13 protein-coding genes are annotated in these 13,385 nt (G+C 73.0%); 7 read left to right on the top strand and 6 right to left on the bottom strand.

Annotated elements, in window-relative coordinates:
• Positions 1-46 precede the first annotated feature (46 nt).
• Positions 47-658, top strand: coding sequence for a ScbR family autoregulator-binding transcription factor (locus tag FB462_RS14270; protein WP_167510125.1), 612 nt, complete (start codon positions 47-49; stop codon positions 656-658).
• Here the strand turns inward: FB462_RS14270 and FB462_RS14265 are convergent.
• The 3 genes from FB462_RS14265 to FB462_RS14255 all read right to left on the bottom strand — a co-directional run bounded on the left by FB462_RS14265 (position 645) and on the right by FB462_RS14255 (position 2,922).
• Positions 645-1,073 (bottom strand): BLUF domain-containing protein, encoded by a 429-nt coding sequence (locus tag FB462_RS14265; protein ID WP_167510124.1) that lies wholly within the window; start codon positions 1,071-1,073, stop codon positions 645-647. The two genes, FB462_RS14270 and FB462_RS14265, sit on opposite strands and share 14 nt — an antisense overlap.
• 62 nt (positions 1,074-1,135) lie before the next feature.
• A complete protein-coding gene (locus FB462_RS14260) occupies positions 1,136-1,756 on the bottom strand; it encodes a response regulator (RefSeq protein ID WP_114850501.1) in 621 nt (206 codons plus the stop codon).
• Positions 1,753-2,922, bottom strand: a complete 1,170-nt coding sequence (locus FB462_RS14255; RefSeq protein ID WP_141862554.1) for a sensor histidine kinase — start codon at positions 2,920-2,922, stop codon at positions 1,753-1,755. Before FB462_RS14255 ends, FB462_RS14260 begins: the two co-directional genes overlap by 4 nt.
• 148 nt (positions 2,923-3,070) lie before the next feature.
• Here FB462_RS14255 and FB462_RS14250 point away from each other — a divergent pair, with 148 nt between their 5' ends.
• From FB462_RS14250 to FB462_RS14230, 5 genes are read left to right on the top strand one after another with little or no spacing between them, the layout of a single operon-like run.
• Complete coding sequence (locus FB462_RS14250; RefSeq protein ID WP_141862552.1) at positions 3,071-4,171, top strand: ABC transporter permease; 1,101 nt, start codon at positions 3,071-3,073, stop codon at positions 4,169-4,171.
• On the top strand, positions 4,168-4,878 hold the full coding sequence (locus FB462_RS14245; RefSeq protein ID WP_141862550.1) for an ABC transporter ATP-binding protein: 711 nt from the start codon (positions 4,168-4,170) through the stop codon (positions 4,876-4,878). Before FB462_RS14250 ends, FB462_RS14245 begins: the two co-directional genes overlap by 4 nt.
• A 10-nt stretch (positions 4,879-4,888) precedes the next feature.
• Complete coding sequence (locus tag FB462_RS14240) at positions 4,889-5,599, top strand: MSMEG_4193 family putative phosphomutase (RefSeq protein WP_141862548.1); 711 nt, start codon at positions 4,889-4,891, stop codon at positions 5,597-5,599.
• Positions 5,600-5,632: 33 nt separating this feature from the next.
• Positions 5,633-6,160 (top strand): DUF3090 domain-containing protein, encoded by a 528-nt coding sequence (locus FB462_RS14235; protein ID WP_141862546.1) that lies wholly within the window; start codon positions 5,633-5,635, stop codon positions 6,158-6,160.
• Complete coding sequence (locus tag FB462_RS14230) at positions 6,157-6,954, top strand: SCO1664 family protein (RefSeq protein WP_141862544.1); 798 nt, start codon at positions 6,157-6,159, stop codon at positions 6,952-6,954. Before FB462_RS14235 ends, FB462_RS14230 begins: the two co-directional genes overlap by 4 nt.
• A 73-nt stretch (positions 6,955-7,027) precedes the next feature.
• Here FB462_RS14230 and FB462_RS14225 read toward each other — a convergent pair whose 3' ends face one another.
• From FB462_RS14225 to FB462_RS14215, 3 genes are all read right to left on the bottom strand, one after another.
• Positions 7,028-9,055 (bottom strand): vWA domain-containing protein, encoded by a 2,028-nt coding sequence (locus FB462_RS14225; RefSeq protein WP_141862542.1) that lies wholly within the window; start codon positions 9,053-9,055, stop codon positions 7,028-7,030.
• Entirely contained in the window at positions 9,048-10,418 is a 1,371-nt protein-coding gene (locus FB462_RS14220) for a MoxR family ATPase (RefSeq protein WP_114850494.1), read from the bottom strand. The genes FB462_RS14225 and FB462_RS14220 overlap by 8 nt, the downstream gene beginning before the upstream one ends.
• 133 nt (positions 10,419-10,551) lie before the next feature.
• Positions 10,552-11,814 carry a cobalamin-independent methionine synthase II family protein gene (locus tag FB462_RS14215; protein ID WP_229666950.1) on the bottom strand — a complete coding sequence of 421 codons (1,263 nt, stop codon included), beginning with the start codon at positions 11,812-11,814 and terminating at the stop codon, positions 10,552-10,554.
• Positions 11,815-11,897: 83 nt separating this feature from the next.
• Between FB462_RS14215 and FB462_RS14210 the strand changes: the two genes are divergently transcribed.
• The gene (locus FB462_RS14210) at positions 11,898-13,346 is read left to right on the top strand and encodes an MFS transporter (protein ID WP_306669558.1); all 1,449 of its coding nucleotides are present in this window, start codon (positions 11,898-11,900) and stop codon (positions 13,344-13,346) included.
• The last annotated feature ends 39 nt before the right edge of the window (positions 13,347-13,385 follow it).

The following is a 13,385-nucleotide window of genomic DNA, read 5'->3' as shown; positions in this document are numbered from 1 at the left end:
CGCGGTGCGGCTCCGCCACGCGCCTGGCGTCCGGGAGACTGGCACCGTGGAACGACGCGAGCAGATCCTGGTGGCGGCGGCCGAGGAGTTCGACCGCGTCGGCTTCGCCGCCACGGCGGTCGCCGCCGTCGCGCGCGGCGCCGGCGTCCCGCAGGGCACGCTCCACTTCCACTTCCCGACGAAGCTCGCGCTCGCCCTCGCCGTGATCGACGAGCAGAACGCCCGGACGTTCGCCGTCGTCGAGCACACCGACGCCTCGCCGACCGCGGCGCTCGTGCGGGCCTCGAAGGCGATCGCGGACCTGCTCCGCACCGACCCGATCGTCCGGGCCGGCATCCGGCTGTCGCTCGAGCGCGGCGAGTTCGCGGGTGCGACGTCGTCCTTCTACGAGCAGTGGATCGGTGGGATCGTCGACGTGTTCCGCCTGGCGCTCGCGAGCGGGGAGCTGCGGACCGACCTGAGCGCCGAAGAGCTCGGCGGCACGGTCGTCCCGTACTTCACGGGGGTGCAGCTCGTCGCGGAGGTCCGGAGCGGCCGCGCGGACCTCGACCCCGCCGTCGCGGTGATGTGGCGCGTGGTGGTGCAGGCCACCGCGGCGCCCGCGCACCGGGCACGGCTGCTCGCGGTCGTCGACGAGACCTTCGTCAGCGGTCGGTGAGCTCGCGGTCGCGGAACCACTTGAGCAGCCACGCGGCGCTCGTCCGGTCGAACTCCGGCGCGAAGTCCATCGTCCCGGACAGGAAGGGGCTGAAGCCCTCCTCGTCGCGGACGTCCCGCTCGTCGAGCGACCGGTAGGCCATCGACCAGCCGTCGAACCGTCGGCGCTCGATGTCCTCACGGATGAGCGACTTCACCTCGTCGTGCCGGCGGTCGCGGGAGATCGCCGCGAAGCGGTCGTCGACGCTCCACGCCGGCCCCTCGAGCAGCTGCATGAAGCGGCCGCCCTTCGCCACGAGCAGCCCGGAGACGCCGAGTGCCTCGTTGCGGAGCCGCGACTCCCGGAGCAGCTCGGCGAGCGCGTCGTCGTCGAAGGGCGTGACGGACCGGCTCATGTAGACGATGGAGACGAGCACCGGACCATCCTGGTGCATGGTCCTGGGCGCGCCGACCACTGTCCGCGAGCCGCACGCAGCGATCACCGCAGCACGCCGAGCGCCCGGGCCTCGGACACCGCCGCGGTGCGCGAGGCGACCCCGAGCTTCGAGAAGACGTGCACCAGGTGCGACTTCACGGTCGCCTCGCTGATGTGCAACCGCCGGGCGACCTCGCCGTTCGACGCCCCGTCGGCGACGAGTCGCAGCACCTCGATCTCCCGCGCCGACAGGCTCACCCGCGGGGCCCGCATCCGGGCCATCAACCGTCCGGCGATCGCGGGTGCGAGGGCGCTCTGCCCCGAGGCCGCCGCGCGGACGGCCGCCACGAGCTCCTCGGGCGGGGCGTCCTTGAGCAGGTACCCGCTCGCGCCGGCCTCGACCGCGCCGAGGATGTCGCCGTCGGAGTCGTAGTTCGTCAGCACGAGCACGTACGGCGGCGCGTCGAGCGACCGGATCCGGCGGGTGGCGTCGGCGCCCGTGGTCTCCTGCCCGAACTGCAGGTCCATCAGCACGAGTTCGGGCGCCGTCTGCTCGGCCATCGCGGTCGCGGCGTCGGGGGTGGCGGCCTCGCCGACGACCACGATGTCGTCCTCGGCGTCGAGCAGCGCTCGGAGTCCCGCGCGGACGACGGGGTGGTCGTCGGCGATGACGATGCGGATCACGGGACCTCCAGGACGGCGGTGATCGTGGTGCCGCGGCCGGGGGCACTGTCGACTGTCAGTCGGCCGCCGAACTGCTCGACGCGCTCGGCCATCGCGCGGAGGCCGAAGGAGTCCGTCGCCGCCGCCCGGTCGCCGGTGGTGACCGGGTCGAACCCGACGCCGTCGTCGACGACCGTCAGTCGTGCCTCCCGGCCGTCCACGGCGACCACGACGTCGACGTGCGCCGCCCGCGCGTGCTGCATCGCGTTCGCGACCGCGCCCTGCGCCAGGCGGAGCAGCGCGGTCTCGACGTCCATCGGCAGGGCGGCGTCCGGGACGGTGACGCCGACCGTGAGCCCGTGGCGGGTCCACTGCTGCTCGGCGAGCCGGCGGAGCGCGGCGCCGAGCCCCTGGTCGAGCGTCGGGGGCGCGAGCTCCCGGATGAAGCGACGGGTGTCGGCGAGTCCGTCCGCGGCGGTCTCGCGCGCGAGCCGGATGTGCTCGGTCCCCGGACGGTCGCCGTCCGCGCGCTCGGCCGCGTGCAGCAGCATCTGGATGCTCGACAGGCCCTGCGCGACGGTGTCGTGTATCTCCCGCGCGAGCCGTGCGCGCTCGGCGAGCACCCCCTGCTCCCGCTCGGTCGCGGCGAGCCGGTCCCGGGTGGCGAGGAGTTCGGCGACGAGGGCCTCGCGCTCGGCGGCCTCGCGGGCGAGCGCCCGGTACCCGAGGCCGATGAGGAGCGCGACGCCCGCGCCGACGAGCGGACCGACCACCCCGCCGACCGTGAAGCCGCCGTGCAGGCCGAGCGCCACGACCGCGACGAGCGTCGCGGCGACCACGGCCGCGGGTCCGACGACGCGGGGCAGGACGTGCAGGTACAGGAAGAAGAGCGGGAAGACCAGGTACGCCGCCTCGGGGACCACGACGAGCAGCCCGACCCAGACGACGCTCAGACCGACGACCCAGAGCGCGCCGGCGAGGACGCGGCGGGGCCCGGCCGTGCGGGCGACGACCGCCCCGAGCAGGTAGACGACCGCGAACGCTCCGGCGAGCACGCCCGCGAGCGGCGCGGTCGGGCCGCCGACGACGACGATCCGGACGACGACGAGCGCCAGGAGCGCGGCGGACAGCACGTGCAGGCCGGTGCGGAGACCGACGAAGACCGGGGTGAGCGTGCTGTGGGCCATGTCACGGACAGCGTACGGACGGCCGGGTCGCGGCGGATCAACCGGAAGTTCGATCCCGGGACCGATCGACCCGGCGATGACCGTCGGGAGCACGGACGCGACGCTGGGACGGAGGTCGTGGAGGGTCCACGACCGGGAAGGAACGACCGTGTTCGTCGCCTGGCGCGATCTCCGGTTCGCCCGCGGACGCTTCGTGCTCATCGGCTCCGTCGTGGCCCTCATCACCCTGCTCGTGGGGTTCCTCGCCGGACTGACCGGCGGGTTGGCGTCGCAGAACGTCTCCGCCGTGCTCGGCCTGCCCGGCGACCGACTCGTGCTGCAGCAGCCGTCCGACGGGCAGCCGTCGTTCGGCGAGTCCGAGATCGGACGGGAGGCACGGGCCGGTTGGCAGACGTCGGCCGGCGTCGACCGGGTGGTCCCGGTGGGCATCGTGCAGGGGCGGGCCGCCACCGGCGCCGGCGGGACGACCGGTGGTTCCTCCGCCGCTGCGGTCGGGGTGGCGCTGTTCGGGCTGCCGCACGGCGGCGACGGCGTCGTCGCGGCGCTCGCGCCGGACCGGGACGACGCCGTCGGCCTGTCGGCCGCCGCAGCCGCCGAACTCGGCGTGTGGGTCGGGGACCGCATCAGCATCACCGGTACGGCGTACCGCGTCGCGTCGGTCGGCGGGGACGCCTGGTACAGCCACACCCCGGTCGTCGCGATGACGCCCGACGCGTGGGCCGCGGCCGACCGTCGGCTCGGGGGCAGCGGGGCACCGACGCTCCTGGCCGTCAGCGGGTCGCCGGACTGGGACGCCGTCGCCGCGGCCACGCACACCTCGGCCGCGACGCCGCTCGGGTCGCTGACGGCACTCGAGACGTTCCGGTCCGAGGTCGGCTCGCTCGCGCTCATGATCGCGATGCTGTTCGGGGTCTCCGCCCTGGTCGTCGGCGCGTTCTTCACCGTCTGGACCATGCAGCGCGCCGGCGACGTCGCGGTGCTCAAGGCCCTCGGTGCGAGCACGGCGTCGCTCGTCCGGGACGCCCTCGGGCAGGCGCTCGTCGTGCTCGTCCTCGGGATCGGCACGGGCACCGCCCTCGTCGCGGTGCTCGGGGCGGTCGCCGGCGGCACGCTCCCGTTCCTCCTCAGCCCGCTCACCACCCTGGTGCCCGGCGTCGCGATGGCCCTGCTCGGGCTCGCGGGCGCCGCGATCGCCCTCCGTACCGTCACCGCAGCCGACCCCCTCACCGCACTCGGGAGCAACCGATGATCACCCTCGACGACGTCACCCTGACCTTCCCCGACGGCGACCGCCGTGTCACCGCGGTCGACCACGTGACCCTGACCGCGCCGGCCGGGACGGTGACCGGCGTCACCGGGCCGTCCGGCTCCGGGAAGTCCTCGCTGCTCGCGGTCGCGGCGACCCTGATCCGGCCGGACGCCGGGCGGGTGCTCGTCGGGAGCGGGGTCGACGCGGTCGACGTCGCGGTACTCCCGCGGGACGCGGCCACCGCCTTCCGCCGGGAGCGCATCGGCATCGTGTTCCAGCAGTCGAACCTGCTGCCGTCGCTGACCGCACGGGAGCAGCTGCTCGTGATGGGGCACCTCGGCGGCGCGCGCGGCCGACGGGTCACCCGGGAGCGCACGGACGGCCTGCTCGACGCCGTGGGGCTCGGCGGGCACGCGGACAAGCGGCCCGCGCAGTTGTCCGGCGGACAGCGGCAGCGCGTCGCGATCGCCCGGGCGCTCGTGCACGACCCCGCGGTCCTGCTGGTCGATGAACCGACCAGCGCGCTCGACCAGGAGCGGGGCGGGGCCGTGATGGACCTCATCGCACGGCTGACGCACGAGCGGGGGACGGCGACGCTGCTCGTCACGCACGACCTGGTGCACCGTGGGGCGCTCGACGCGCTGGTGACCGTGGTGGACGGGCGGGTCGCGGGGTCGGCCGCGGGGGCGGCGTCGGTCGCGGCCTAGGATCGAGCGCATGGCGACCGTCCTCCTCCTCCGGCACGGGCGCACCACGGCGAACGCGACCGGCGTGCTCGCCGGCCGGACCGCCGGGGTCGCGCTCGACCGCGTCGGCCGCGAGCAGGCCGACCGTGCCGCCGCCCGCATCGCGCCCATCCCACTCGCCGCCCTCGTCACGAGCCCGCTCGAACGGTGCCGGCAGACCGCCCGTGCGGTCCTCGCCCAGCAGCAGAGCAGCCCGGACGTCCGCGTCGAGCGCGCCATCACCGAGGCGGACTACGGGCTGTGGCAGGGGCGGAAGCTCGCCGACCTGGCGAAGGAACCGCTGTGGCGCACCGTGCAGGCGAACCCGAGCGCGGTCGTGTTCCCCGGCGGGGAGTCCATGCAGACCATGCAGTCCCGCGCGGTCGCGGCGATCCGGCGCATCGACGCCGAGGTCGAGGCGGCGCACGGCCCGACCGCCGTCTGGGTCGCGGTGAGCCACGGCGACATCGTGAAGTCCGTCCTCGCCGACGCCCTCGGCATGCACCTCGACCTGTTCCAGCGCATCGCGGTCGGACCGGCGTCGGTGTCCGTCGTGCGCTACGGCGAGCACCGTCCCGAGGTCGTCGCGACGAACACCGACTCGGGGGACCTGTCGTGGCTCGCCGCGGCCCCGGCGCCCTCCGGTGACGCAGCCGTCGGCGGGGGAGCGGGCCACGACCGTCCGGGGACCGCCGGAGCCTGAACGGGCGTCGGCGGGCCCTCCTACAATCGGGGCATGCCCACCATCGTGCACGGCTTCGACTGGCCGGAACGTCTCGTCGTCGGGACGGTCGGCCGCCCGGGCGAGCGCGCCTTCTACCTGCAGGCACGCGACGGCCGCCGGGTCACCAGCGTCGCGCTCGAGAAGGAGCAGTCCGCGGTCCTCGCCGAGAAGGTCTCCGAACTCCTGGACGAGGTCGCGACCGTCGACGACAACCGCTTCAGCGTCCCCGCGTCCGCGCCGACCGAACTCCGCGACGCGGCTCCGCTCGACCAACCCGTCGAGCCCGAGTTCCGCGCCGGTGCGCTCAGCCTGGGCTTCGACCCCGCGACGGCGCAGGTGGTGATCGAGGCGTACCCGATCGACGAGGAGCTCGAGATCGTCACCGAGACGGACGAGGACGGCGACGAGGTCGACGCCGTCGTCGAGATCCCCGAGCCCGCCGAGGTCTTCCAGGTCAAGATCCCCGTCGGCAGCGCACGCGCCTTCGTCGAGCGCACGCGCGAGGTCGTCGCCGCCGGACGCCGGCCCGGCGACGCATGAGCGACGGCTCGCCCATTCCGGACGGTCCGCGCCCCGCCGACGGCTCGTTCGCGATCCGAGCGCGCATCCGCGAGGCCTCGAACGCCACGTTCCTCGCCGAGCTCGACGGGCAGTCCGTCGTCTACAAGCCCGTGCAGGGCGAACGCCCCCTCTGGGACTTCCCGGACGGCACCCTCGCCGGGCGCGAGGTCGCGGCGCACCTCGTGTCCCAGGCGTTCGGCTGGGACGTCGTGCCGCCCACCTGGCTCGTGGACGACGGGCCGTTCGGCCCCGGCATGGTGCAGCGGTGGCAGGACGTCGACCCCGAGCAGGACGCCGTCGACCTCGTCCCGACCGCAGAGGCCGACGCCGAGGGGTCGCCGTGGCTCCCCGTGCTCGAGGCGATCGACGAGCGCGACCGCCCGGTGACCCTCGTGCACGAGGACACCGCGGCCCTCCGGCGGATGGCGGTGTTCGACGTCGTCGTGAACAACGCCGACCGCAAGGGCGGGCACGTGCTCGCGATGCCGGACGGGCACCGGTACGGCGTCGACCACGGCCTGACCTTCCACGTCGAGCACAAGCTCCGCACCGTGCTCTGGGGGTGGATCGGGGAACCGCTCGACCCGGACGAGCTCGAGGGACTCGACCGGGTGGCCGAGGCACTCCGAGGGGACCTCGGGGCGGCGCTCGCCGAGCACCTGACGCCGGCCGAGATCGACAACACCCGGGCCCGGTGCGCGGCGCTCCGCGCCGTCGGGATGTTCCCGCCGCCGCCGGGGCACGGATCGGCGGTGCCCTGGCCGCTGTTCTGACCGGACCTCATCAGCCGAGGCCCGACGGATCGTGGGTCAGGGTCGGCCGTGGTCCGACGGACCGGGGTCCCGGTCAGCCGCCCCACTCGTCGCGACCCCAGCCGCCGAACAGCGGCGTGCCACCCTGTCGTGCACCGAGGTACGAGCCGACGACCGCGACCCCGAGGTCGTCGTTCTCCGGCGCGACCACGGACCCGTCCACGCGTCGGGCCATCGCGTCGATGAAGCGCGCGAGCCCCGGGTCGTCGCCGAGCCGGAAGAACGTCGTCTGCGCGCCGAGGCGTCCGGCGTTCTCGAGCTCCCGGACGGAGAGCGCGATCGTCACCGGGTCGGGCGGGTAGCCGAACCACACCTGCCCGTTCGGCTCGAGGTGCGACGTCGGCTCGCCGTCCGTGACGATGAGCAGCACGGGCTGCGCCGTCGGGTGCTTCCGGAAGTGCCGGTTCGCCAACAGCAGCGCGTGGTGCAGGTTCGTGCCCTTGTCCCACTGGGCGTCGAGCCCGACGAGCTGCTCGATGTCCATCACCTCGGCTTCGCGGCCGAACGCGATGAGCTGCAGGTCGTCCTCGCGGAACCGGATGCTGACGAGGGTGTGCAGCGCGAGGGCGGTGCGCTTCATCGGGACCCAGCGGTCCTCCATCGCCATCGAGAACGACGTGTCGACGAGGAGCGCCACGCACGCCTGCGTCCGCGCCTCGGTCTCCTGCACCTCGACGTCGTCGATCGTCAGCCGCACGCCGGCTCCGTCGCGACCATCGGCCGCGGTGCGCACGAGGGCGTTCGTGATCGACCGGGGGAGGTCCCACGGCTCCGTGTCGCCGAAGGCCCAGGGGCGCGTCGCACCCGAGGGCTCGCCGAACGCCCCCGAGCGGCGGAGGTCCCGCGCGCCCTGGCGTCCGGACATCCGCTCGGCGACGTCCTTGAGCAGGCTCTTGCCGAGCTGCCGCATGGCCTTCGGGGTCAGCCGGAGCTGCCCGTCCGCGCCGCGCTGCACGGCACCGGAGTTCCGCAGGGCCTGCTCGAGCCGCTGCAGGGTCCGCGCGTCGACGCCGGCCTGCTCGCCGAGCTGGCGCTGCAGGGCGTCGAGGTCGAGGTCGGCGAGGTCCGAACCGGGCCCGGACTGCGCGAGTTGGTCGGCCAGGGCGTCGAGGTCGGCGATGTCCTGGAACACGCCGGTGCCGTCGCCGAGCCCGAGGCCCTGCTCGCCGTCCATCCGCTCGGCGCCGCCCCAGTCCTCGCCGGGGCGGAGGGATCGGAGGGTGTCGTCGAGCTGGCCGAGCTGGCTCATCAGGTCGGGGGAGCCGAACGCCTGCTGCGCCAGGGCGTCGAGCTCGTCCCGCTGCTCCTGGGTCATCGAGTTGCGCATGCGCTGCGCGGCGGCGGCCCGGGCGGCCAGGTCGTCGAGGAGCTCCTCGACGTTCGCCGGGTTCGACGGGAAGTACTGCCCGTGCTGCGCCATGAACGCGTCGAACTGCTCCGGGGTGTCCGTCCCCGCGCGGTGGTCCTCGAGCAGCTGGTTGAGGTCGCGCATCATCTCGGAGACCGCGGCACGGTCCTCGTCGGTCGCGTCCTCGAGCGCCTGCTTCATCCCGGCGAACCGCTGGTCGAGCACCTCGCGCCCGAGCAGGTCCTTGATCTGCTCGTACTTCTGGCGTGCCTGCGGGCTCGTCCAGTCGTAGCCGTTCAGTTCCTGCACGGCGGCAGCGGGCGACGGCGGCAGGCTGTCGAGCTGCAACTCGGCCAGGGCCCGGTCGCCGTCGTCGAGGTCGACGTTGCGGGCGAGTTCGCCCCGCTCGGCCAGCACGGCGTCGTCGAGGAGCTGCCGCACCTGCTGCAGGGTCCCGTCGAGGTTGTTCCGGCTGGTCAGCTCCCGGCGACGCTCGGCGACCCGGCGCATCAGGTCGTCGAGGCCCCGTTGCGTCTCGCCGCCGCGCCGGAGGAACTCGCGGATGGCACGCTCGGGCGAGGTGCCGCCCATGACGTCCTCACCGATGGCGTCGAGCGCCTCGGACAGGTCGACCGGCGGCGCGAGCGGATCGGGTCCGCCCTCGTACTTCCCGTAGCGGGCGTCGCGGGACAGGCGGCGGTTCTGCCTAGCCATAGACGGCCTCGCCGCCCCCGGACTCCTTGCTGATGCGGCGGGCGAGGAAGAGCCCTTCGAGCGCCAGTTCGATCGCGCCGGCCCGTTCGCCGTCGTCCGTGGCACCGAGTCGCTCGCACACCTGGTCGTACAGGTCGGACTCGCCGATAGACGGCAGGCCCTCGAGGAACGCCCGGGCGCTGACCTGCTCGCCGGTGGTGACCATCGTCCCGCCGTCGAGCGCCTCGATGAGGACGTCGAAGTCGATGCCCCGGAAGCGTGCCCGGACGGTCTCGGCGGTCGCGGTCCGGAGCAGGTGCTCGAGGACCTCGTCCGCCCGGTCCTCTTCTCCGTTCTCGAACTCGATCTTGCCGCCGAGCACGTCGACCGCGGTCTCGAGGTCGATCGGCCGCGCCACGGCGTGCTCCTCGCCCTGGCGGGCCGCGCGGTGGACGGCCGCGGCCGAGATCGTCTCGGCGCCGGCGATCGCGAAGCGGGCGCTCACGCCGCTGCGCTGGTCGACCGCGCTGGACTGTCGGAGCGCCCGGGTGAAGCGCGCGAGGATCTCGACCAGGGCGTCCGGCACGTCGGCGGTCAGGTGCGCCTCTTGCCGGATGACGGCGATCTCGTCGTCGAGCTCGATCGGGTAGTGCGTGCGGATCTCGGCGCCGAAGCGGTCCTTGAGCGGCGTGATGATCCGGCCGCGGTTCGTGTAGTCCTCGGGGTTCGCGCTCGCGACGACGAGCACGTCGAGCGGCAGGCGCAGCACGTAGCCGCGGATCTGGACGTCGCGTTCCTCCATCACGTTGAGCATCGCGACCTGGATGCGCTCGGCGAGGTCCGGGAGCTCGTTGATCGCGACGATGCCGCGGTGCCCCCGGGGGATCAGGCCGAAGTGGATCGTCTCGGGGTCGCCGAGGCTGCGTCCCTCGGCCACCTTCATCGGGTCGACGTCGCCGATCAGGTCCGCGACGCTCGTGTCCGGTGTCGCGAGCTTCTCGACGTAGCGCTCGTCGCGGTGCCGCCACTCGATCGGCATCGCGTCCCCGAGGTCGGCGGCGCGGCGGATGCTCGCCGTCGTGATCGGCTCGAACGGGTGCTCGCCGAGCTCGGAGCCGGCGATCACGGGGGTCCACTCGTCGAGCAGGCCCTGCAGGGTGCGCAGCAGGCGGGTCTTGCCCTGCCCGCGCTCGCCGAGCAGCACGACGTCGTGCCCGGCGATGAGGGCGCGTTCGAGCTGCGGGACGACGGTGGTGGCGAAGCCGTGCAGGCCGGGCCACGGGTCGCGGCCCTCGCGGAGGGCCTGGAGGAGGTTGTCGCGGATCTCGGCGCGGACCGACTTCTGGACGTGCCCAGCAGCGCGGAGCTCGCCGACCGTTCTCATGGTGGGTCGGGTCACGTGTCTGACGCTACGCCCGCGCACCGACAGTGTCGACGGTGGCCGCGTGGCGGACCCGGCCGCGATCCTCCCGGCCGTCCCGTCCCCACGTACGGGGCGTGCGCCGCCTCGCCCGCCGTCAGCCGAACAGGCGGCGCGACGCGATCTCGGCGCCCTCGACGAGCGCGCGGAGCTTCGCCCACGCCACGTCCGACGCCACGAACTCGTAGCTCGCGAACGTCGCGAGCCCGCAGTCCGTCCCGGCGACGACGCGCGTGGGGTCGCCGACGGCCTCGGCGGCCTCGACGATCCGGTTGGCGACGAGCTGCGGGTGCTCGAGGTAGTTCGTCGTGACGTCGATCACGCCGGGGACGAGCACCGCGTCCTCGGGCAGCGGCAGGTCACGGAACGCCGGGAACTCGTGCGCGTGCCGCGGGTTGCCGAACGGGATGCTGAACGCCCCGACCTCGGCCCGGTACAGGTGCGGGAGCAGCACGTCCACGGGGACGTCGTCCTGGTGCGGCCCCTGCCAGTTGCCGTAGCAGACGTGCAGTCGGGTCTGCTCCTTCGGGATGTTGCGGAGCGCGTGGTTGAGCGCGTCGACGTGCAGGTCCACGGCGGCCAGGAACTCGTCGAGCGACGCGTCGCCGAAGTGGATCACCCGCTCCATCGCCAGGTCCGGCGCGTCGAGCTGCAGGACGTGCCCGCGCGCGGCGATCTCCTCGTACTCGACGCGGAGCTGCTCGGCGAGCGCGAAGACGTACTCGCGGTGGTCCCGGTAGTGCGGGTTCTGCTCGTCGAGCAGGAGCGTCGTCGCGACGATGCCGGGGGTCGCCGCGGACAGGAAGGTGCCGGCTGGCGTGCGGCCGGCCGCGGCGTTGCGGTCGAGTTCGCGGGCGAAGCCGTCCAGGTCCTCCCGGATGCCGGCGCGCTCCGGGTCGTACTCCAGGAACCCCTGCGCGACCGGAGTGTCCCAGACCCGCGCGAACGTCGCGCCCTCGTCGATCTGGCGGGCCTGGAACGCCGCGTACTCCGGGAACTTGACCGAGTCGAGCGTCGGCTTGCGGTGCCCCGTCCCACCGAAGCCGGACAGGCGCTCGCGGATGTAGGTGGAGAAGCCGACGCGCGGCACCTCGCCGTCGTTGACGACGTCCAGGCCGACGTCGAGCTGGGCGTCGACGGTCCGGGCCAGGACGGCGGCGGTCTCCTCGCGGAGCGCCCGCTCGTCGTACGCGGCGCCCTGGTCGCGGGCGACCAGGAGCGCGGTCAGCTCGGGCGTCCGGGGCAGCGACCCGGTGTGGGTGGTCAGGATGCGGTCGGTCGAGTTCTGCAGCGGCACCTCGCCACCGTACCGACGGGAGGCACGGGGCTGGTCGGACGTGACGGCTCGCGTCTGCAGCACCGCACCTCCCTGATTCTGTGAGGACGCAAAGCTGCACTCCCACTGGGAACCAGCCTGGAATCTCCGGAGTACGGTCCGCTCTCGTGAGCAGTACGACGAACGGGGCGATCAAGAGCCTGGTGCCCGCCAGGATGGACCGGCTGCCGTGGACGCGGTTCCACTGGAGCGTGGTGGTGGGGTTGGGGGTGTCCTGGATCCTCGACGGCCTCGAGATCCAGATCGTCTCGAACGCCGGCTTCCAGGCCGACCTGCACCTCTCCACGCAGCAGGTGACGTACCTCGGCACCATCTACCTGTTCGGACAGGTGATCGGTGCGCTCGTGTTCGGCCGGATGTCCGACCGGCTCGGGCGGCGGAAGCTCTTCATCCTGACGCTCGCGATCTACCTGATCGGCTCCGGCATCGCGGGACTCGCACAGGACTTCTGGTTCCTCGCGGCCTTCCGGTTCATCGCCGGGCTCGGCATCGGCGGCGAGTACGCGGCGATCAACTCGGCGATCGACGAGCTCATCCCGTCGAAGTACCGCGGCCACGTCGACATCGCCATCAACGGCACGTACTGGGGCGGTGCGGCGCTCGGTGCGTTCGCGAACATCTACCTGCTCGACACCTCGATCTTCGCCGAGAACATCGGCTGGCGGATCGGCTTCTTCCTCGGCCCGGTGCTCGGCATCGCGATCATCTTCCTGCGTCGGCACATCCCGGAGAGTCCGCGGTGGTTGATGACGCACGGCCGCGAGGAGGAGGCTGAACGGACGGTCTCGGAGATCGAGGACTCGGTCGAGAAGTCGACCGGTCAGCGCCTGCCCGACGTCGACGACTCGAAGGCGCTCACGGTCACGCCGCTCGACAAGGTCGGGTTCCTCACGATCGCGCGCGTGCTGCTCCGGCAGTACCCGACCCGCACGCTCGTCGGGGCGACGATGATGATCACGCAGGCGTTCCTCTACAACGCGATCTTCTTCACCTACGCGCTCGTCCTCACGAACTTCTTCGGGCTGAAGACCTCGCAGACGTCGATCTACTTCTTCCCGTTCGCGATCGGCAACCTGCTCGGCCCGATCATCCTCGGCCGGTTCTTCGACACCTGGGGTCGTCGGCAGATGATCTTCCTGACCTACCTGGTGTCGGGCCTGGTGCTCGCGACGTCGGCCTTCCTGTTCCGGGCGGACGCGATCAGCGCCACCGTGCAGGTCGTGTTCTGGTGCGTGTCGTTCTTTTTCGCGTCGGCCGGTGCGTCGAGTGCCTACCTGACCGTCAGCGAGATCTTCCCGCTCGAGCTGCGGTCGCAGGCGATCTCGTACTTCTTCGCCCTGGCCCAGATCTTCGGTGCGATCGCGCCGACGATCTACGGTGCGTTCATCGGTGACGGGTCGTCGCGCGACCCGCTCTTCTGGGGCTACCTGCTCGGTTCGGGGGTGATGATCGTCGGCGGTGTCGTCGCACTGATCTTCGGGGTCGACTCTGCGCGGAAGGGCCTCGAGGACATCACGCAACCGCTGTCCGTCCTGACGGAGTCGTCGAAGAAGTAGTATTTCGTATCCGGAGTGTTTAGCGCGGCGATCGTCGCG

The organism is Curtobacterium citreum, from assembly GCF_006715175.1.
Classification (GTDB): Bacteria; Actinomycetota; Actinomycetes; order Actinomycetales; family Microbacteriaceae; genus Curtobacterium; species Curtobacterium citreum.
This window is presented reverse-complemented; position numbering and strand designations above follow the sequence as displayed.

Excerpts from the sequence above, each read along its gene's own strand:
- FB462_RS14255 (WP_141862554.1), bottom strand. The coding sequence starts at position 2,922 with ATGGCCCACAGCACGCTCACCCCGGTCTTCGTCGGTCTCCGCACCGGC.
- FB462_RS14245 (WP_141862550.1), top strand. The coding sequence starts at position 4,168 with ATGATCACCCTCGACGACGTCACCCTGACCTTCCCCGACGGCGACCGC.
- FB462_RS14240 (WP_141862548.1), top strand. The coding sequence starts at position 4,889 with ATGGCGACCGTCCTCCTCCTCCGGCACGGGCGCACCACGGCGAACGCG.
- FB462_RS14235 (WP_141862546.1), top strand. The coding sequence starts at position 5,633 with ATGCCCACCATCGTGCACGGCTTCGACTGGCCGGAACGTCTCGTCGTC.
- FB462_RS14230 (WP_141862544.1), top strand. The coding sequence starts at position 6,157 with ATGAGCGACGGCTCGCCCATTCCGGACGGTCCGCGCCCCGCCGACGGC.
- FB462_RS14220 (WP_114850494.1), bottom strand. The coding sequence starts at position 10,418 with ATGAGAACGGTCGGCGAGCTCCGCGCTGCTGGGCACGTCCAGAAGTCG.
- FB462_RS14225 (WP_141862542.1), bottom strand. The coding sequence starts at position 9,055 with ATGGCTAGGCAGAACCGCCGCCTGTCCCGCGACGCCCGCTACGGGAAG.